At 67.9% G+C, this 19,380-nt stretch carries 13 protein-coding genes; 2 read left to right on the top strand and 11 right to left on the bottom strand.

Annotated elements, in window-relative coordinates:
* Positions 1 to 5: 5 nt before the first annotated feature.
* Positions 6 to 1,283, bottom strand: coding sequence for an efflux RND transporter periplasmic adaptor subunit (locus BLV92_RS30985; protein ID WP_090553011.1), 1,278 nt, complete (start codon positions 1,281 to 1,283; stop codon positions 6 to 8).
* Between the two features lie 400 nt (positions 1,284 to 1,683).
* Here BLV92_RS30985 and BLV92_RS30980 point away from each other — a divergent pair, with 400 nt between their 5' ends.
* A complete protein-coding gene (locus tag BLV92_RS30980) occupies positions 1,684 to 3,018 on the top strand; it encodes a ferredoxin reductase family protein (protein ID WP_090553009.1) in 1,335 nt (444 codons plus the stop codon).
* Positions 3,019 to 3,027: 9 nt separating this feature from the next.
* On the opposite strand, the gene glgX is transcribed toward BLV92_RS30980, so the two are convergent.
* From glgX to BLV92_RS30960, 4 genes are all read right to left on the bottom strand, one after another.
* Positions 3,028 to 5,202 carry a glycogen debranching protein GlgX gene (glgX, locus tag BLV92_RS30975; protein ID WP_090553008.1) on the bottom strand — a complete coding sequence of 725 codons (2,175 nt, stop codon included), beginning with the start codon at positions 5,200 to 5,202 and terminating at the stop codon, positions 3,028 to 3,030.
* Positions 5,203 to 5,330: 128 nt separating this feature from the next.
* The gene (locus BLV92_RS30970; RefSeq protein WP_090553007.1) at positions 5,331 to 8,612 is read right to left on the bottom strand and encodes an ATP-binding protein; all 3,282 of its coding nucleotides are present in this window, start codon (positions 8,610 to 8,612) and stop codon (positions 5,331 to 5,333) included.
* The gene (locus BLV92_RS30965; protein WP_090553005.1) at positions 8,609 to 9,271 is read right to left on the bottom strand and encodes a response regulator; all 663 of its coding nucleotides are present in this window, start codon (positions 9,269 to 9,271) and stop codon (positions 8,609 to 8,611) included. The genes BLV92_RS30970 and BLV92_RS30965 overlap by 4 nt, the downstream gene beginning before the upstream one ends.
* A 324-nt stretch (positions 9,272 to 9,595) precedes the next feature.
* A complete protein-coding gene (locus tag BLV92_RS30960) occupies positions 9,596 to 10,075 on the bottom strand; it encodes a hypothetical protein (protein WP_134045170.1) in 480 nt (159 codons plus the stop codon).
* Positions 10,076 to 10,424: 349 nt separating this feature from the next.
* On the opposite strand from BLV92_RS30960, the gene BLV92_RS30955 reads away from it, so the two are divergent.
* Complete coding sequence (locus BLV92_RS30955) at positions 10,425 to 11,204, top strand: carbonic anhydrase (RefSeq protein ID WP_090553001.1); 780 nt, start codon at positions 10,425 to 10,427, stop codon at positions 11,202 to 11,204.
* Between the two features lie 112 nt (positions 11,205 to 11,316).
* Here the strand turns inward: BLV92_RS30955 and BLV92_RS31915 are convergent, their stop codons facing one another.
* The 6 genes from BLV92_RS31915 to BLV92_RS30925 all read right to left on the bottom strand — a co-directional run bounded on the left by BLV92_RS31915 (position 11,317) and on the right by BLV92_RS30925 (position 19,330).
* Complete coding sequence (locus BLV92_RS31915; RefSeq protein ID WP_166677019.1) at positions 11,317 to 12,330, bottom strand: fimbrial protein; 1,014 nt, start codon at positions 12,328 to 12,330, stop codon at positions 11,317 to 11,319.
* Positions 12,327 to 14,984 (bottom strand): fimbria/pilus outer membrane usher protein, encoded by a 2,658-nt coding sequence (locus BLV92_RS30945; protein ID WP_208862156.1) that lies wholly within the window; start codon positions 14,982 to 14,984, stop codon positions 12,327 to 12,329. The genes BLV92_RS31915 and BLV92_RS30945 overlap by 4 nt, the downstream gene beginning before the upstream one ends.
* 74 nt (positions 14,985 to 15,058) lie before the next feature.
* On the bottom strand, positions 15,059 to 15,781 hold the full coding sequence (locus tag BLV92_RS30940; protein WP_090553210.1) for a fimbrial biogenesis chaperone: 723 nt from the start codon (positions 15,779 to 15,781) through the stop codon (positions 15,059 to 15,061).
* Positions 15,782 to 15,839: 58 nt separating this feature from the next.
* Positions 15,840 to 16,397 (bottom strand): fimbrial protein, encoded by a 558-nt coding sequence (locus BLV92_RS30935; protein WP_090552998.1) that lies wholly within the window; start codon positions 16,395 to 16,397, stop codon positions 15,840 to 15,842.
* Positions 16,398 to 16,773: 376 nt separating this feature from the next.
* Positions 16,774 to 18,012 carry a tetratricopeptide repeat protein gene (locus BLV92_RS30930; RefSeq protein ID WP_208862155.1) on the bottom strand — a complete coding sequence of 413 codons (1,239 nt, stop codon included), beginning with the start codon at positions 18,010 to 18,012 and terminating at the stop codon, positions 16,774 to 16,776.
* 88 nt (positions 18,013 to 18,100) lie between these two features.
* Entirely contained in the window at positions 18,101 to 19,330 is a 1,230-nt protein-coding gene (locus tag BLV92_RS30925; RefSeq protein WP_090552996.1) for an HlyD family type I secretion periplasmic adaptor subunit, read from the bottom strand.
* Positions 19,331 to 19,380 lie beyond the last annotated feature (50 nt).

Raw genomic sequence — 19,380 nt, 5'->3', positions numbered from 1 at the left:
GGCGGTCAGGATGCATTCGACGCGGCGGCCGGCGCAGTGGCCGGAGCCGGCGCGCCCGGGCCGCTCGCGGCCGGTTCGCGTTCGGCCCCGGCCGCTGGCGGGGCGGAGGCGGTGGACGGAGCCGATGCGGCCGACGCCGCGACCGCACGAATCTTCGCGCCGTCGCTCAGCCGGTCCATTCCGTCGGTGACGACCCGGTCGCCGGCCGCGAGCCCCGCGACGATCACCGTATGGCGGCCGTCGCCGGGGCCGGGCGTGACCTTGTGGACCGACACGGTGTCGTTCGCGTTCACGAGGTACACGTAGTCGCCCGGCGCGCCGGTCTGCACGGCCGGCGTCGGCACGAGCACCGCGTTCTGCAGCGTGTCCACCTGTAGCTTGACGTTCACGAACTCGTTCGGAAACAGCGCCTCGTCGTCGTTCGGCACCGTCGCGCGCAGCGTGACCGTGCCGGTCGCGGTCGCCATCTGGTTGTTGATCGCGTACAGCGTGCCGGTCGCGAGCCGGCGGCTGTTGTCGCTGCTGTACACGTCGACCGGCAGTCGCGCGCCCGCATTGAAGCGTTGCAGCACGCGGCCGAGCGCGTTCTGCGGCACGCTGAACTCGACGGTCGTCGGCTTCATCGTCGTGATGACCGCGATGCCCGGCTGGCTCGACGCGGTCACGTAGTTGCCCGGATCGACGAGCCGCAGCCCGACCCGCCCGGACACCGGCGCGGTGATGCGGCAGTATTCGAGGTCGAGCGCGAACTGCGCGATGTTCGCCTCGTCGGCCTTCACCGCCGCCTCGTCCTGCTGGACGAGAAACCGCTGGTCCGTGTAGGTCTGCTCGGCGATCGAATGGCGCTCGTTCAGTTGGGTGTAGCGCGCGAGGTCCGCGCGCGCCTGCGCGAGCGCGGCCTGGTCCTTCGCGAGTTGCGCCTCCGCCTGACGCTTGCTGATCTCGTACTGGCGCGGATCGATCTGCGCGAGGAACTGGCCTTTGACGACGTCCTGGCCTTCGCGGTAGCCGACCGCGACCAGATAACCGCTCAACTGCGGCAACACGGTCACGGTCGCGACCGGCGTGATGGTGCCGAGTTCGCTCAGCATCTCGGGCATCGGACCGAGCGTCGCGGTCGCAACGGTCACCACTTGCGCTGTCGCAACCGGGGCGGGCTTCTTTTGCCTCAGGATATGCACGATCACGACCGCGGCCAGCAGCACGGCGACGATCGCGACGACGACGTAACGGCGCCGCCTGCGCGGCGCGGCTGGTGCGGGTTGCGTGCCGGTGTCGGTCATCGCCGTTCTCCGCCGTGCCGGACGACCGCGCGGGGACCTGCCCACACGGGGTTTTCCGGCCCGGGGCGTTGCCGCCCGGGGCCCTTTCGTCCGCCCGCGCGTCGCGCCGGGTGGCGACCGTACCGATAGCTGTTCAAGCCCATACGCATTCCCAGGATGAGGTGATGCCGCCGCCAGTCATGGCTACCCGCGACGGCCGCCACCAACGGCCGCCAGGTGGCCGCACCGTGCAGTCTATCGAAGTGGCGCGGATTTTTCGAAACGTTGGGTTTCTGAAAGGTTTCCGGGCGTTACGGTCGGGCGTGCACGTCCGGCGCGGTCCGGCGGGCGGTTGCTTATGCTTCACGTGACGGCGGCGCGTCGCGTGCACGGATGTTGAATCAGCAAGGAGGCGCTATCGATGCGGAAGATCAAATGGACGCTGTGGGCGGTGCTGATCGCCATCACGCTGGCCTGGATCGCGTCGGACGATCCGTTCCCGCAGCCGGCCACGCTGTTCTCGCTGCGGCCCGTATGGATCCAGTACACGGGGCTGATGGCGATCGCCGCGATGAGCCTCGCGCTCGTGCTCGCGAACCGGCCGCGTCTGCTCGAAAAGCCGCTCGCCGGCCTCGACAAGATGTACCGGCTGCACAAGTGGCTCGGCATCGCCGGGCTCGTGTTCGCGGCGCTGCACTGGCTGCTCGCGAAAGGCGTGCAGTACGCGGTCGGCTGGGGCTGGCTGGTGCGGCCGCCGCGCGGACCGAGGCCGCCCGCGACGTCGGCCGTGCAGCAGTCCCTGCGCGAGTATCGCGGGCTCGCGGAAACGCTCGGCGAATATGCGTTTTATGCGGCGGTCGTGCTGATCGTGCTGGCGCTGATCCCGCGCTTTCCGTATCGCTGGTTCGCGAAAACCCACACGCTGCTCGCGGTGCTGTATCTGCCGCTGGCGTTCCATGCCGTGGTGCTGCTGCGGTTCGGTTACTGGAGCGCGCCGGCCGGTTTCGTCGCGGCGGCGCTGCTGGTCGCGGGCCTCGTGTCGGCGGCGCGGGTCCTGACCGGGCGCGTCGGCGCGCGGCGCAAGGTGGACGGGCGCGTCGCGTCGCTCACGTGGTATCCGGAACTGCGCGTGCTGGAGACGGCGATCGACCTGAAGCCGGGCTGGCCCGGCCACGACTCCGGACAGTTCGCGTTCGTCACGTCCGACCGGGACGAAGGCGCGCATCCGTACACGATCGCGTCCGCGTGGAATCCGCATGCGCCGCAGGTCGTGTTCTTCACGAAGGAACTCGGCGACCACACCCGCACGTTGAAGGACCAGTTGCGGATCGGCTTGCCGGTGCGCGTCGAAGGCCCGTATGGCTGCTTCACCTTCGCGGACCGCCGCGCGCATCAGATCTGGATCGGCGCGGGCATCGGCATCACGCCGTTCGTCGCGCGGATGAAGGAACTGGCGCTGCATCCGGACCGACGCCACCGGATCGACCTGTTCCACACGACGGCCGATTTCTCGCAGAAGGCGATCGACCAGTTGAGCGCCGACGCGCACGCGGCCGGCGTGCATCTGCATCTGCTCGTCGATGCGAAGCACGGCCGGCTGAACGGTGAGCGGATACGGGAGGAGATCCTGGACTGGGCGAGTGCGAGCGTGTGGTTTTGCGGGCCGCCCGCGTTCGGCGAAGCGGTGCGCAACGACCTCGTCGCGCACGGCCTCGATCGCGCGGATTTCCACCAGGAACTGTTCCAGATGCGCTAGCGCGGCGAGTCAGCCGGTCAGGTCCTGTTCGAGCCGCTCGAACACGCGCTGCGTCGCGCCGCGCGCATGCAGCGCGAACAGCAGCAGCGAGCGGCCGGTCACCTGATAGACGTCGCCGGCCTCGAATTCCGGCAGTTCGTCGCGCACCGGCATGTTGGTGTCGATCAGGCAACTCCACTGATCGTTGCCCGGCACCGACGGCAACTGGAAATCGACGACGTCGTGATATGCATTGAGCACGATCAGCAGCGTCGCGTCCGACGCGAGCCGCATGATCCCGCTCGTCTGCGACCGGCCGTCGATCAACATCCCGAAGCAGCGCATCGACGGGTCGCCCCACTGCTCGCGCGCGAGCGGTGCGCCGGCCGGCGACAGCCATTCGACGTCGGTCACGTTCAGCGCGTCGTTGTGCTCGCCGGTCAGGAAGCGGTTGCGCCGCAGCACCGGCAGCGCGTGGCGCAGCGTCGTCAGCTTGCGCACGAACGCGGCCAGCGCGCGGCCGTCGTCGTCGATGCCGTCCCAGTCGAGCCAGCTGATCTCGTTGTCCTGGCAATACGCATTGTTGTTGCCGCGCTGCGTGCGGCCGGACTCGTCGCCCGCGAGCAGCATCGGCGTGCCTTGCGACAGCAGCAGCGTCGCGAGGAAATTGCGCTTCTGGCGCTCGCGCAGCGCGCGGATCTCGGGGTCGTCGGTCGGGCCTTCCGCGCCGCAGTTCCATGAGCGGTTGTCGCCGTGGCCGTCGCGGTTGTCCTCGCCGTTCGAGTCGTTGTGCCGGTCGTTGTACGACACCAGGTCGTTCAGCGTGAAGCCGTCGTGCGCGGTCACGAAGTTCACGCTCGACCACGGCCGGCGGCCGCGCCGGTTGAAGTGGTCGCCGGACGCGCACAGCCGCGTCGCGAGGTCGGCCGCGATGCCTTCGTCGCCTTTCCACCATGCGCGCACGGTGTCGCGGAAGCGGTCGTTCCATTCGGCCCAGCCGGGCGGAAAGCCGCCGACCTGATAACCGCCCGGTCCGCAGTCCCACGGCTCCGCGATCAGCTTCACGCTTGACAGGATCGGGTCCTGCCGGCAACTGTCGAGGAAACCGCCGCCCTCGTCGAAGCCGTACGGCTCGCGCCCGAGGATCGTCGCGAGGTCGAAGCGGAAGCCGTCGACGCTCATTTCGGCGACCCAGTAGCGCAGGCTGTCGGTGACCATCTGCAACACGCGCGGATGCGACAGGTTCAGCGTGTTGCCGGTGCCGGTGTCGTTGATGTAGTAGCGCGGCTGGTCGGGCATCAGCCGGTAGTACGACGCGTTGTCGATGCCGCGAAACGACAGCGTCGGGCCGAGTTCGCTGCCTTCGGCGGTGTGGTTGTACACGACGTCGAGGATCACTTCGAGGCCCGCTTCGTGGAAGCGGTCCACCATCTGCTTGAATTCGTCGATCAATGCGTGGCGGCCGACCGAATAACGCGGGTCCGGCGCGAAGAAGCCGATCGTGTTGTAGCCCCAGTAGTTCGTCAGCCCCTTGTCGAGCAGCGTCGCGTCGTTGACGAAGGTGTGCACCGGCAGCAGTTCGACCGACGTGACGCCGAGTTCGCGGAGGTACCGGAGCACGCGCGGGTGCGACAGGCCGGCGAACGTCCCCTGTTCGTGCGGCGGCACGTCCGGATGGCGCATCGTGTAGCCGCGCACGTGCGTCTCGTACAGGATCGTCCGCTCGCGCGGCACGCGCACGCGCTGCGGATGGGTCCAGCCGAACGTCTGGTCGACCACCCGGCAGCGCGGCACGAACGGCGCGCTGTCGCGTTCGTCGAACGACAGGTCGAGCGCGTCGCTGCCGAGCGTGTAGCCGAACACCGCGGGGTCCCATTGCAGTTCGCCGACGTGCGCCTTTGCGTACGGATCGAGCAGCAGCTTGTTCGGGTTGAAGCGGTGGCCGGCTTCCGGCTCGTACGGCCCGTGCACGCGATAGCCGTAGATCGCGCCGGGCTTCAGGTCCGGCAGATACACGTGCCACACCTCGTCGGTGTATTCCGGCAGTTCGATGCGCTCGGTTTCGCGCCGGCCGTCCGCATCGAACAGGCACAGCTCGACCTTCGTCGCATTCGCGGAGAACAGCGCGAAATTCACGCCGCGTCCATCCCACGTTGCGCCTAGCGGATAAGGATGACCTTCTGCAATGCGTGTAGCGGTTTTCATCGTCGAGTCTCCGCAGCGGCTGAAAACCCGGCTGACGCGCGGCGGCGCGGACCGGGTTGCGGCGATGTAGCAAGGCGCGGGCCTGTGACGGAAGACGGGGTGATGTCTGGCGCGGTGGGCCGCCGCGATCACGCCTGCCTGATCAATTGCGACTGCATTTCTTCGAGCACGTCGCCGATCGCGAGGCTGCGCTGCTCGATGTCGTCGGTCCACGCGGCCGCGCGGGCGGCTTCTTCGCGCAACCGCTGGCTGTCGTCGAGCAGCTTCGACGCGCCGAGCACCGCGAGGCCGCCGCAGACCCGGTGCAGCCAGTGTCTCAGGCCGGCAAGGCTCCGCGCGGACACGACGCTGGCGAGTTCGGCCAGGTCCGCGCGGCTCTGCTCGACGAATGCCTGCGCGAATTCGGGCGAGATCGCGGGAATGTCGGGGAGGCCGGCGTCGGGCAATGCGGGATGCACGTCCGGCTGGCGCGGGGCCGCCGCGGCGGGCGCGTCGCGCACCGACTCCAGCGCGACCGTCAGCACCGCGAGCGGCACCGGCTTCGTCAGATAGTCGGTGAAGCCGCGCGCGCGTCCTTCGGCGATGTCCTCCGGCAGCGCGCTCGCGCTGACCGCGAACACCGGGATCGACGGCCGGCGCGCGCGCAGCTTTTCGAGCACTTCGTAGCCGTTCAGCGCGGGCATGTCGATGTCGGTGAACACCGCATCGACCGGCTGGCGGTCGAACAGCGCGATCGCTTCGTCGCCCTGCGCGGCCTCGACGACCTGCGCGCCGAGCGTCGTCAACTGGTCGCGCAGCAGGTTGCGGTTCAGCAGGTTGTCCTCGGCGATCAGCACGGTCAACGGCGGCGCGGGTTGCGCGACGTCGGCAGCCGGGACAGCCGCGCCTGTTTCGCCGGGCGCGGCAGGCCGCGCTTGCGCGCCGATCGAGCGCGCGGCATGGCGGAGGCCGGGCAGGCTGTACACCGACACCTCGACGCCGCCGTCGCCGCGCCGCGCCGGCACGAGCGGCCCGGTCTGCGTCGCCCAGACGATCGTGCGCGGATCGGACCACCACGCCAGCACCTCGTTTTCCGCGAATTCGTCGGTGACGATCGCGAAGTCGTGCGCGGCGGGGTCGAGCGGCTCGCGCGTGTCGTCGGCCGTCGTCACCGTCGAGGCGTCCGGGTCGAACAGGCCGGTCAGCCACTCCTCGTATTCGGGCGCGCGGCACAGCAGCGCCGGCCGCCGGTACGGCAGCGTCCATTCGGCGGCATGGCGGTCCGCGGCCGACGTCTTGAGCGGCAGCGTTACCGCGACGCGGGTGCCGACGCCGACCGTGCTGTCGAGTTCGATCGTGCCGTTCATCAGCCGGCACAGCCGCGCGCAGATCGACAGCCCGAGCCCGGTGCCGCGCGCCTGCGTGAGCCGGCTGCCGCTGCCCTGCGTGAACGGCTGGAACAGGCGCTGCCGCAGTTCGTCCGGAATGCCGATGCCCGAATCGACGACCGACAGGTGCACGCGCTCGTCGGCCCACTGCGCGCGCAGCACGACCTTGCCGGAGTTCGTGAACTTGAACGCGTTGCCGAGCAGGTTGTTCACGATCTGCGACACGCGGATCGGATCGAACAGCAGCCGCGCCGGCAGGTTGCGGTCGAACACGACGTAGAAGCGCAGCCCCTTGCGCGTGGCGAGCGATGCATGCGACGCCGCGATGCGGCCCAGCACGTCCGCGAGCGAACCCCATTCCTCGAACAATCCCAGTTCGCCGACGTCGATCTTCGAGAAGTCGAGCACGTCGTTGACGATCTGCAGCAGCCCCTTCGCGGACACCTGCATCGCGCGCACGCGCGCCTGCTGCTCGGGCGCGAGCGGCCCCATCGCGACCAGTTCGATGTTGCCGACCAGCGACGCGAGCGGCGTGCGCAGTTCGTGGCTCATCGACGCGAAGAACGCGACCTTCGCCTTCGCGGCGGCCTCGCTCGTGAGCTTCGCTTCGCGCAGCATCTGCTCGGCGCGATGACGCTCGGTGATGTCGGTCATCGCGCAGAAGAACACGTCCTCGCGGTCGAGCATCGCGGGCGCGTAGGTGATTTCCAGATGGACGTCGTCGTCGGGCGCGCGCTGCATCGAGAACGAGAACTGCGCGATCGTCGTTTCGTCGGACGGGTTTTCCGCGGGCTGGCCGCGCGCCGCGAACTCGTCGCGCAGCGCGTCGGGCAGCCGCGTGTCGGCCGGCGACAGGCCGAGCACGTGGCGCGCGATCGGATTCGCGACGACGATGTCGAGCGCGTCGCGCCGCACGATGCACAGCCCGACCGGCGTCGCATGGACGAGCAGATGGTTCAGCATCTCGTTTTCGAGCGCGCGATACGCCTGCGCGTAGATCCGCCCGAGGAACCGGTAATTCCAGTAGCGGTACATCGACAGCAGCAGCACGATCAGCGCGGCGGCGACCGCGACGATCAGCAGCAACTCGCCGCGCATCGCGGAGAACTGTTGCGCGTACGGCAGCAGATACAGCGTGTGGCCGAAGCCGGACAACGGCGCCGCGCGGCGCAGCGCCCAGCCGTATGACGGAATCCAGTGGAACACGCCGTCCGCGCGGTTCGCGAGCCGCGCGTTGATGCGCTCGGCTTCCGGCGGCGAGCCCGTGCCGATCACGAGCCGGCCTTCGCTGTCGAGCAGCAGCGGCTGCGGCTCGCGGCCGTCCGGGCCGGTGGCTGTGTAGAGGTCCGCGAGATCGAGCGTCGTCAGCACGATCGCATACGGCGCTTCTCCCTTCGCGACGACCGACGCGCCGATCATCTCCTTCGTCGGCCGGCCGGCCGACGGCGCGGCGAACCAGACGACGCGCTTGTCGCGCGCGGCGGCCAGCGGGTCGACGTGCGCGCCCGCGAGCCGCGCGAGGACCGTGCTGACCAGCGCGGCGTCGTCGGCGGGCAGCGGCGAGTCGGCGTCGGGCGGTTGATGCAGGTAGGCGGAGCCGTCGCCCAGCAGGATCATCTGCAACGGCGGGCCGTCGCCGGTGCTCGACAGCAGTTGCGCCGCCTCGTTGCAGCTTGCCTGCAACGCGGGCTCGCCGCCGTGCGCGCCGCGCGACAGGCACGGCCGGTCGCTCGCGACCGGCGTCGAAGGCAACTGGCCGTTCGCGCGCAGCGTGAGGATCAGCGACGCGACGGTCAGCGCGCTATGGCGATCGAGGATCTTGTCCGCGAGCGTCTGGTCGTAGAGCCGCGCCAACTGCTCCTCGGTCCGCAGCGACGCGGCGAGCCGTGCGCCGATCGCGACGGCCGCGACCGCGATCGTCGCGCAGACAAGCAGCGCGATCACCGTCGTGAAGACGCGGCGCTCGCGCCGCAGGTTGTCGTCGAGCGACCGGAACGTGCGCAGCGGCGGCGCGTCCGGGTCGCGCGCGGCCGGCTGGGTCATGCGAGTCCCCGGTCCCGTGCATACGCAACGAGGTCCGCGTTCGACGTGACGCGCAGCTTGCGCATCGCGCTGCGCTTTTGCGTGGCGACCGTCGTCAGCGAGCGGTTCAACTGGCGCGCGATGTCGGTCAGCGACGAACCGCCGGCGAACAGCCGTACGATTTCGAGTTCCTTCGCGGTCAGGTCGGGCGCGGCGTCGGCGCCGGACGGCTCGCCGGACGCTTCGGACAGCCGCGCGGCGACGCCCGGCGACAGCAGCGGGCCAGGCGTGCCGGCCAGCACGCGCCGGCACACCTGGCCTAACGCCGCGATGTCCTCGCCCTTGCCGACCACGCCGGCCGCGCCGAGCCGGCAAAGCTGATGCAGGATCGCGCCGTTCGTCACCATCGTGAACACGACGACCGGAATCGCCGGATACAGACGCCGCAGGCGCGCGACGAGCCGCAGGCCGTCCTCGTCGGGATTCGCCTGCTGCATCGTGAAGTCGGTGACGATCAGGTCCGGCTGCGAACGTTCGAGCGCCTGCAACAACTCGCGGCCCGACGACAGCGCGGCGCTCACCGTGATGCCGGGCAGCGATTCCAGCAACTGCTTCATGGCGATGCGCACGATCGGATGGTCGTCGGCGACGAGCACTTGCGATTGGCGTCCGGGGATCATGGGGCGGTCCGGGTGAGGGGCGGGGGCAGCCGGCCGTTATGCGCCGCTGCGGCGAATGCGCCGGCGGTGGCGCGCAGTGCGGCGGGGTGGGGCGTCAGGCCGCGGACTGCTGGCGGGGACGGGCGGAGACCGGCGCTGCCCGATGCGCGCGCCACGGACGACGTGCTCCGTATCGATGACCATCATCACGCTCCTCGGGGCGGACCCGGATGCGGTCCGCCGACGGTGACAGTGCGAAGCGGGTGCCGCCGGCGGCGCGGGATGCCGCCGGCGCGCCGCCTATTGTGTCACGGCAGCGGCAAGGTCAGGCCGGCGCGTGCCCGGTCAGTGCCGGTCCGGCCGTTGCGGGGCGGGCGTGCTGGAAGGCGTGGGGCAGGTGGGCGCGGACGGGCAGTCGGCGCGGAAGCAGCGGACGGTGAACGCCTTGCCGTCGGACGATTCTCGATGGCATTCGGTCGTGCGCAGATCGGTGAAGCGCCGGACCGGCGCGGCCGCGGGCAGGACGTCGCGGGGGCGCGTCGCGCGGTGGGGCGCGGACGGCAGCGTCCGCGCGGCTTCGGTTTTCCGGCGCTCGGTGCGCAGCGCGCGGTTGAAGCACCACGACGCGGCCGCCATCGCGGCGATCACCAGCATCGCGAAAGCGGTTTGCCAGCGGCCCGACGTATGCGGCAGCGCCAGCGCGACGAGCGCCGCGCACGCGATCACGAACGCCGCGAGCGAGATCGCGAGCGGTGCAACAGGACTGTCGCCGACGAGCCGCACGTCATGCGAGCCGCGAGGCTTTGGGGGATGGTGGACTGCCATGAAGCTCTCCGGGACTGCGTCGCGGGTCGAACGGCATGCGCCGACACGCTTATGTTTTTTCCTTTCGGGCGGGGTCCCGTTGGGACCTCATCAATTTTGGCGGTCGGACCGGCTGTCCGATATGGAAGAAATTCGATATCGCGAGTCGGACGAACTTCATGCGGATGTCAATTCCGCCGACAGCGTTGATGTCTGTCATCGGCCCGGCCGCGGCGCGACGTGGAAAGCGGATGCACGGCAAGGACCGCCAGCGCGGTCGATTGAATAATCCTGCCGCCGGTTCGGGCTTCCCCGCCGCAGGTTGCGGACGAAACGACCGGCTTCGTTCAACTTCCTTTTCCGAATTCACATGAATCCGCTTGTTCTCCATGCAAATGTGCGGCGCGCCGCCTGCATCGCGGTTGCCGCGACGGCCGCCTGGTCCAGCTATCCCGCCTGCGCGAATCCCGCGTCGGCGGCTTCGGCGCCGCACGCCGAATCGTTCGACTACGACCATCAGAAGGCGTGGCATATCGAGTCCGGCCACTCGCAGTCGCCGATCGCGATCCGCAGCGCGGACGTCGTGAACGCCGCGCGCGCGTCCGACGAAAACGACCGGATCGCCGTTCACGTCGGGCAGACGGGCGCGACCGTGACCGACAACGGGCATACGGTGCAGGTCGTGCCGGCCGGCGGCTCGGCCACGATCCGCGGCCGTCACTTCGATCTCGTTCAGGCGCATTTCCACGCGCCGTCCGAGCATACGATCGACGGCGAGCGTTACCCGCTCGAAGGGCATTTCGTGTTTCGCGCACAGGACGGCCGGCTGGCCGTGGTCGCGGTGCTGTATCGGGAGGGTGCAGAGAACGCGCAGTTCGCGACGATCGTGCGGGCGGCGAAGCGCGACGTGCAGACGCCGATCGCGCAGTTCGACGTCGCGAAGCTGATGCCCGGCGACATCGATGCGTATTACCACTACCTCGGCTCGCTGACGACTCCGCCGTTGAACGAGAACGTCGAGTGGTACGTGCTGAGCGAGCCGGTCGACGTCTCGCGCGACGATGTTGCCGCGTTCACGCGGCTATACGCGCACAACGCGCGGGACACGCAGCCGCTGGACGGCCGGCCGCTGCTGCGGTATTCGCGGTAGCGTCGCGCGAGGTCCGCTTCGCCGCATAACGCGACGCGGGGCGGACAGCGAACGATGCACGGCGTGCCGGTCGGCGCGGCGCGACGGTCGACGTTAATGTCAACGTCGGCGGCTATTGATACAGCACCGTAAACGTTGCCGTCACCGACACGATGCCCGGAACCACGTTCGCAATCGGCACGGTCTTGTAGTAGGTCGCGACGAGCGGGATGTTCATCGGGCCGCTGCCCGCCGTCCGGCTGCCGTACGTGACCGACTGGCCGATCGGAACCGGACTGTTGCTGCCGGGATCGCCCTGGAGCAGTTGCACGCCGATGCCCTGCGCCATTCCGCTGCCGGTCGAGTTGGCCAGCACGTTCGTGTCGCTGCCGGTCTGCGTGCCGTCGATCTTGTACAGCACCTGCACGCCGGCGTCGCAGGCGAGGCTGATGTTGAACGGCGTCGCCTTGCTGGTGCCCGTCGGCGTCGGCGACGAGTCGGTGAAGTCGTGTTTCATCACGGTGGGCAATGCGACCGTGATGTTGGTCGGGTTGATCTGACAGCCGAGCGTTGCGACAGGCGTGCTGCCGGTGATCATCAGAGTGGCGATGACGAGCCCCATGTACGAGATGGTGGAGACGCCGCCGGCCGAAAGCGGGCCTGGGCTGATGGCCCCTGTCTTGACGAGCTGCACCGACCACGAGGTCGGGGAGTTATAGCTGGAGCCCGAAATCGTGCCCCACGACGCCGGGAGGCTCGGTATCGGCGTGACGTCGGCGTAGTTCCTATTGCAGCTTGCGACCGCCGTGTTGCACCAGTAGACCGAGATGCCGATGCCGGGGACGTTGGTCGCGAAGACCGAGTCATAGCCCTTGGCATTGGTGAAGCCGTCAACGGAAGTGCCGATTCCGCTAGCCAGTGTTCCTGCGACGACGCCCGAGCCGGAGCAGTTGATGTTGTAGCTGCCGCTCGACAGCCAGTCGCGGCTCCACAAGATCGTGCCGTTCGGCGTATCGCTCAGGACGTTCAGCGTGGAGGGCAAGGAAATCGACGTGTTGACTGCGGAGCCCGATTTGAACGAGCAGGCCGCATGTGCGCCTGATACGGCCAGCAGGCTCAACAGCAGTGCGAATAGGAATTTTTTCAAGAGTCGCTCCTGCTCGTGGACATAGACACGGTGTCGTGCGACGCGTCCGCCGGACGTTCGGCGGTTGCCGGTTGTGGCTGGGGTTCGGGCTTCGACGATGCGTGCCGGACGCACGCCGCGTCCGCTCGCAGGTAGGCGCTCGCATTGTCCTGCGCGGCGGCCGGCATGCTGTACGCGACCGAGCATTGGCGGTCGTCGCCGTCGCCCCAGCGGACCCGCAGCGTGCCGTGCGCGTCCGCCGAGCGAAAGAAGATCCGGCTGCCCTGTCCGACGACGGCGATCAGCGAATCGTGGCTGTCGAACACTTCCGCGCCGACCGGCAGGTTGCCTCCGTCGTCGCGGGTCAGGTGCAGCAGCAGCGGCTTGCCGGTGACGGTCGGATACTTGAGCAGCACGACCGATCCGTAGCGCGGCGCGACGCTTTGCGACGTGATCTGCAATTCGACGTCCGGCGACGTGCCTTTCGGATCGAGCGCGACGTCGTTCTGCCGATACGGCATGAGCCCGCTGACGACCCCGTAGCCGTTGCGGCCGACGGCCGCGCCGATGCTGTTCGACAGCGTCGCGCCGGCCGCGCCGTCCGCCTCGACGAGCGCGCGGGTTTCGCCTTGCTGCGACGTGAAGTTCACGCCGCCCGCGTGGCCGACGATGCTCCCGCTGACGCCGAGGTTCGCCTGCGTGTAGTGCTGTCCCGCGCTGAAGCTGCCGGTCAGCACCCCGTTCGCGCCCTGGTAGGCCGCGCTTGCGCCGCCGTTCGTCGACGTGTCGCCGTTGCCGCCGGCATGGGAGCCGAACACGCTGTAGCTGAACTGGTTCGCGTCGCCGGCGGAGCCGGACAGGCCGGCCTGCACGTACGAATTGCCGGTGTCCGAGTAGGTGACGGACGTGTTCAGATACGGCGTGCGCGGACCGCGTCCGAGCGGGACCGTCGCGGTCAGCATGTATTGCGTGACCGCGGCGCTGCCGGTGGACAGCGTGCGTCCCGCCGACAGCGTCAGGTTCACGCGGCCGATGTTGTTCGAGTAGCCGGCCTGGTAGCTGATGTCGCTGCCCTTCGCGCCGTTCCAGTAGTTCTGCGCGGAGCCGCTCAGGTACACGCTGCCCCAGCCGTCGCCGAGCGGCTGGCTGACGTTGACCTGGAAGCGGTTGCGCTGGCGAAATGCCGCGGCGCCCGTGCTGTTCATCGCTTGCGCGTAGTCGCCCAGGCTCAGATAACCGGGGCTGGAGAACCGGTAGGCGGCCACGACGAAGTTCGTCTGCGTCCAGTCCACGAGCTTGCTGTAGCTGATCCGGTAGCTTCGGCCGGTCGTGCCGTGTCCCGGCTCGACGACCGACGGAAGATCGGTCGCTTTCGAAAACGTGACATCGGTCGCGAATGCGCCGACCGGCGTGCTCAACGCGACGCCCGCCTGTGCCGACTGATAGTGCGACGCGGCGATCACGCCGGCATAACCGGTCAGCAGGTTCGACAGGCCGCGCTGGTAGGTCGCCTCGACGAACGTCGGCGTGCGCGCGAGCGTGCTGTCGCGATACTTGCCGGCGCTGACGCTGAAGCGCGACACGCCGGGGCGGCGCAGTTGCGGCACCGAAGCGAACGGCACGACGAAGCGGCGAACGCTGCCGTCGGCCTCGGTGATGCTGACGTTCAGATCCCCGGCATAACCCGTGTTGTAGAGGTCCTCGATGACGAACGGCCCCGGTGCGACCGTCGTCTCGTACACGACGTTGTTGCCCTGGCGGACCGTCACGCGCGCATTGGTTAGCGCAGTCGCGCGGATTACCGGCGCGAAGCCGCGCTGCGAGTCGGGGAGCATCCGGTCATCGGACGTCAACTGCACGCCGGTGTACGGCACGCTGTCGAACAGATCGGATGGCGTGTAGTACTGGCCGACGGTCAGTTGCGACTTCAGCCGCGTGATGTCGTGCTGCGCGTAGGTGCTGATCGCGGTGTACTGGCTGCCGGCGCTGGCGTAGCCGCCGGCGCTTTCGGTGAAGCTGCCGCTGTGCCGCAGCCGCCAGCCGCCTACGTTCACGCCGGCGTTCAGGCCGAGGTAATACTGCGTCTGCGACACGCCGCTCGTTTGCGTGCGGAACGCGTTCGCGTTGTAGTCGACGAACCCCGCGGTCACGCCGCCGTCCCAGTCCTTCGGATCGACGTAGCCGCGCGCGGTGCGCCTGAGGTAAGCCTGCGGGATGCTCGCGTCGATGCGAAGATTCGACAGGTCGAAATCGACGTGGGCGTCCGGCACGAGTTGGGCGGGATCGATGCAGTCGGTATCGAGCGCGGTCGTGGCCGCATCGCGGTTCGGCAGCGCGTTGACATCGAGGCCGATGCGCGCGATCTGCTGGCGCGAAAAGCACACGACGGACGACGTGTTGTCGCCCGTGCCCGCGCGGACCGTGATGTCCTCGCGCCCGATCCAGGTCTGATTCACGTAGATGTCGGCGCGGTAGCCGCCCGGCCCAAGCTGATCGCCGCGTTCGAAGCGGGACAGGTCGACCGGTTGCCCATCGACGCCGTGCACGAACGCGGGATTGAACGAGGCGAGTTCAGTGGCGGTGTTGCCGGCCCAGGCGAACGGGGTCATCGACATGGCGGCGACCGCCGCGCCGACCGACGTGGCCGCGATCGACCGCCGGAAAGGCGCGGGCACCTCCGGACGGCTCGGGCCGCGCGCGCCCGATCGTTCCGGCGCTGCGCGGCGGTGTGCGTGGGATGGGCGGCGCACTACTGCAAAGCCGCTTCTGCGCGCGGCCCCGGACCGTAGTCGCTCATCCAGTTGTAGTGGACCTTCGCGTCCGCGTGCCTCCCCGGAAAACCGGGCAACGGGAAGTCACGGCCGCTTAGCGGATCGATCATGCCGTTCTCCGCCTCATAGGTCTTGCCGTCCTGCGTCACCTGCAGCTTGGTGAACGTGACGTGATACGGACTCGGATTCTCGCCGTGCAGCCTGTAGCCGTTGGCCGTCGGTTCGACTTTCCAGGTGACGCTTTCGACCGCGGACGACAGGTCGCCGCGCAGGCCTTCCGGCCGGTAGAACAGCTTCAGCCGTGAGCGAACGGCGATCTGCATGTAGTTCCGGTCGGCGTCGGCGGGCATCGTCGGCACTTCCAGCGCGTTGAACCAGAACAGCGATTCGCGGTCGGCCGGCACGGCGTCGCCGGTGAAGACCATGCGGACCGCCTGTCCCTTGCCCGCGTCGAGCCGGAAGATAGGCGGCGTGATCAGGAACGGCGCATCCGCGGTCTGCGGCTGCGAATGCGCGTCGCCGCGATCCGCCCAGACCTGCATCAGCACCGGACCGTCTCCCTTGTTGGTCATCTTCACGGTGACCTCGCGGTCGCGGGCGGGATAGACGACTCGTGTCCCTTCGATGACGACGCCGGCGGATGCGGGTGCTGCGGCGCCGAACAGCGAAAGCAGTGCGGCCGCGAAGATGAAGCGTTTCATGGACGGGTACACCAAAAAAAACGGCAAATTGCCCCGGGGCACGCCCGGGCGTCGGGCATTACTTGTAGACGAGCTGGAAGTTCGCGAGCGCGCTGACTGCGCCCGCCGTCGTGCCGCCGAGTGCCGAGTAGTACTGCGCGTAGTACTGGAGCGTGACCGGCGCGCCGGCGACGTCGGTCGAGGAGCCGCGCGCCTGCTGTGCGGTGACCGTGTCGGTGTTGACGTTCACGACGTTGCGGCTGTTGTCGAGAATCTGCACGGCCACGTTCTGCGCGCCGCCGGCAGCCTGGTTCAGCAGGTTGCCGTTTGCATCGACGTTGCTGTCGGGAACGAACGCCACCGAAACGGTATCCGCGCCGTCGGTCTGCGCGCAGCCGTCCACGGTGATCGCGAACGGCGTCAGCGCGGCGCTGCTGGCCGCCGACGAAAGCGAGGACTTGTCGACGGTCGGCAGCGTGACCGTGACGTTTTGCGATGCGGCGTCGACGGAGCAGGTCGTATCGACGACCTTGCCGGTAATCTGGATCTGGCCGGTTTGCGGGCCGGTCGCGAAGGCGCTGGTGGAAAGTCCGATGGCGGCGAGCGCCAGCGTGGAAGCGATGATCTTCCGGTTCATATCTGATCCTGTTGGAAGTTGATTAAAAAACACAGCGAGGAAATCCAACTTTGCGTATCGTCTTTTTGAGAAAAGATTTTTGATCTGCTCAGGAGAAAGACCCGTGATTTGTAGCGTGACAAGCTTTTCACGTCGCGAAGTTGGGCCTGATTTATGCAATACAAATTGATTCAATTATCCGGGTGATAATTTTTGAGACGGGGCGGTTCGGGATGGTTATTGACGGACGTCAATCCAGTTTTTATTCCGTAAATGCGTTTGAATATCGGCCGGCGAAATTGAACGTTACGAATTAGGTTCGTAAGTTTTTGTGGGATTTTTATTATGGAGATTAAAAAATCGTGATTGGCGTGGTTTTCCAGTTCCGAGCCTCGTTTTAAGCAGACACTTCTGCGTCGGCCATGACGCGGATATAGGCCGAGCCCTCGTCGATCCAGCGTGCGTACCTGGCGGGGATGTGCGCCCTGATCGCGCCGCCAGCCACACGCGCCGGATACGCGCACACAAGCTGCGCATCCGTGTGTGCGCCGGTGCCGCCGGTACGGTACAGCTTCCACTCGACCGCTGATCCGTCAGGCAACGCGCTTGCCGCGGTGAAGTAGGGCGAGCCTTCCGAGTAGCCGACGTGAAAATCGTCGGGCATCGGGCCGCCCGGAAACGCATGCGCATCGAGAAACCCGAACATCGAGTCGTGCTGCATCAGGCTCGCGCGCGCATACGGCCACACCGATTGCCGCAGGAAATACTGGTCGGCGAAATGCGCCGACTCCAGCGGAGTGCGCATGAAGTGCCGAACCAGCGTGTCGATCGGCGGGAGCGCGCCGCGAACGGCGCCCCACAGGCCCGCAAGCAGCAACTCGGTATGGGTGCCGCTGTCGCGCATCGCGTGAAAACGCTTGCCGCTGTGCAGCCATTGATCGACGGCTTCGGCTTCGCGATTCGAGATCACGGAGTCGGCATCGCGAAACAGCACGCGGTCCACGCGAGGATCGTCGAGCGCGAGAAAACGCCACATCGTGCCGGGCCACTGCGCATGGTCCCCGCTGATCCGCACGATTTGTGCGCCGCCGTTCCGCAGGCGATCGACGATCGCGGCCGGCACGCTGTCGTCGATATAGAACCGGCAGACCCAGTGCGGATAGGCGCGCGGTTGCTCGACCACGTTCAGCACGGCCGTTTCGCCGTATTTCGAGTCGCCGCCGAACAGCGAAAACGAGATGACGTTGCGTTCCCTCGTTTCGGGCGACGGCAGCGGCGGCATGTCCGGCGACGGTTCATGCGGCATCGGCGGCACGCCGCCGAATCGCCGGTCGCGCAGGTTCAGCGCATGCAGGCCGTAACGCCGGACTTCGTCCCATTGCTTTAACGCGCCGTGCGCGTGGGATAGCGCGTCATATAGCGACAGGCTGTCCCCGCCGCACGCGAGCGCCGTTTGCGCATGGCGGATCGCATCGGTCCAGCGTTCGAGCTTGATGCAATTGACCGCCGCGTCGCTCCACGCGGCGGCGAGTCGAGGTTGCCGCCGCACGGTTTGCAGGCAGACTTCCAGCGCCTGTTCGTAGCGTCCCTGCGCATGCAGCGACTTCGCGCGTTTGCTGGCGGCATCGACGAGCAATTGGCCCTTCGACCGGGGGCGGGCTGTGGTGGACGTTCTCGGCTTCATTGTTGGCGGACGGTCAGCGGCAGGTCGGTGTCACAGGAAATCAACGCTCGCGCAGCGCTTCGCGCGCGCGGTTCAGCGGTTTCGTCAGGTATTCCCAGACGGTCTTGCTGCCGGTATGGATATCGACGGTCGCAACCATGCCCGGGAAAATCGGAAACGCCTTGCCCTGTTTGTTCTTCAGCGTATCGGTGTCGGTGCGGACGAACACGCGGTAGTAGTAAACGTCCTTGCGCACGTCGTCCTGGATCGTGTCCGGCGAGATGCTCGTGACCTTGCCCTTCATGCCGCCGAAGATCGAATAGTCGTACGCGGTGATCTTGACGGTGGCGTCCTGACCGGGATGGATGAACGCGACGTCGCGCGGCGACACGCGCGCTTCGACGACCAACTGGTCGCCCATCGGCACGATCGTCATCAGGCGTCCGTTCGGCGGAATCACGCCGCCGACGGTATTCACCTCGATGTCCTTGACGACGCCCTTGACCGGCGACTTGACGGTCAGTCGCGACAGCGCATCGGCGCGGCCGCGCGTGACCGACCGCTGCGCCTCGACTTCGCTGTTCGCCTTCGCGAGTTCCTCGCGCGACTTCACGTAATACTGGTCGCGCGTGTCGCTGGCCTTCATTTCGAGGTCGCTCGCCTGGCGCTTCAGGCGCAGCACTTCGACGTCGCTCGCCGCGCCCTGCGTCGCGAGCCGCTGTGTGATCTGCAACTCCTTGCGGACCAGCGCGAGCGCGTCGTTGATGCTGCCGAGGCTGCGCGAGAGCCCGTCGCGCCGCGACTTGTACAACGCGGTTTCGGAGCGCACCAGTTGCGGGTCCTGCATCACTTCGGGCGGGAACACCAGTTCGCCGCCGTCGACTTCGGCACGCAGGCGCGCGGCGGTGGCGAGCGCCGCGCGAGCGCGCGACGCGCTTTCGTCCACCGCCGATTCCGTTTTTGCGCGCGCGAGCTGGGCGAGCACTTCGTCCGGCTGCACGAGGTCGCCTTCCTTGACGGACAGCGAATCGAGAATGCCGCCTTCGAGCGACTGGATGACCTGCTCGCGCGAGAACGGAATCACCTTGCCGGTGCCGGTGGACACTTCGTCGAGCTTGAAGAACCACGACCACGCGAACAGGACCAGCAGGCCGACGCCGATGATCCACAGCAGCCGTGACGAACGCGGCGCCCGCTCGTGTTCGGTGAAATAGTCGTTCCGGGTGTCGCCGGTCGTCGCGCGGAGCGCGGATAACGCGCTCCCGAGGCGGTTGGGTGTTCGGGCTTGCATGGTTGTTGCCTCTCCATCGGCGGCCGGCCGTTGGGGACCGTCCGCCATTG

Origin of the sequence: Paraburkholderia caballeronis, from assembly GCF_900104845.1 — a bacterium.
Lineage (GTDB): Bacteria > Pseudomonadota > Gammaproteobacteria > Burkholderiales > Burkholderiaceae > Paraburkholderia > Paraburkholderia caballeronis.
Note: the sequence above shows the minus strand (reverse complement) of the source record. Positions and strands in the feature narration are given on the sequence as shown.

Coding starts and splice junctions, on each gene's coding strand:
- BLV92_RS30985 (WP_090553011.1), bottom strand. CDS start 1,283: ATGACCGACACCGGCACGCAACCCGCACCAGCCGCGCCGCGCAGGCGG.
- BLV92_RS30980 (WP_090553009.1), top strand. CDS start 1,684: ATGCGGAAGATCAAATGGACGCTGTGGGCGGTGCTGATCGCCATCACG.
- glgX (WP_090553008.1), bottom strand. CDS start 5,202: ATGAAAACCGCTACACGCATTGCAGAAGGTCATCCTTATCCGCTAGGC.
- BLV92_RS30970 (WP_090553007.1), bottom strand. CDS start 8,612: ATGACCCAGCCGGCCGCGCGCGACCCGGACGCGCCGCCGCTGCGCACG.
- BLV92_RS30965 (WP_090553005.1), bottom strand. CDS start 9,271: ATGATCCCCGGACGCCAATCGCAAGTGCTCGTCGCCGACGACCATCCG.
- BLV92_RS30960 (WP_134045170.1), bottom strand. CDS start 10,075: ATGGCAGTCCACCATCCCCCAAAGCCTCGCGGCTCGCATGACGTGCGG.
- BLV92_RS30955 (WP_090553001.1), top strand. CDS start 10,425: ATGAATCCGCTTGTTCTCCATGCAAATGTGCGGCGCGCCGCCTGCATC.
- BLV92_RS30940 (WP_090553210.1), bottom strand. CDS start 15,781: ATGAAACGCTTCATCTTCGCGGCCGCACTGCTTTCGCTGTTCGGCGCC.
- BLV92_RS30935 (WP_090552998.1), bottom strand. CDS start 16,397: ATGAACCGGAAGATCATCGCTTCCACGCTGGCGCTCGCCGCCATCGGA.
- BLV92_RS30925 (WP_090552996.1), bottom strand. CDS start 19,330: ATGCAAGCCCGAACACCCAACCGCCTCGGGAGCGCGTTATCCGCGCTC.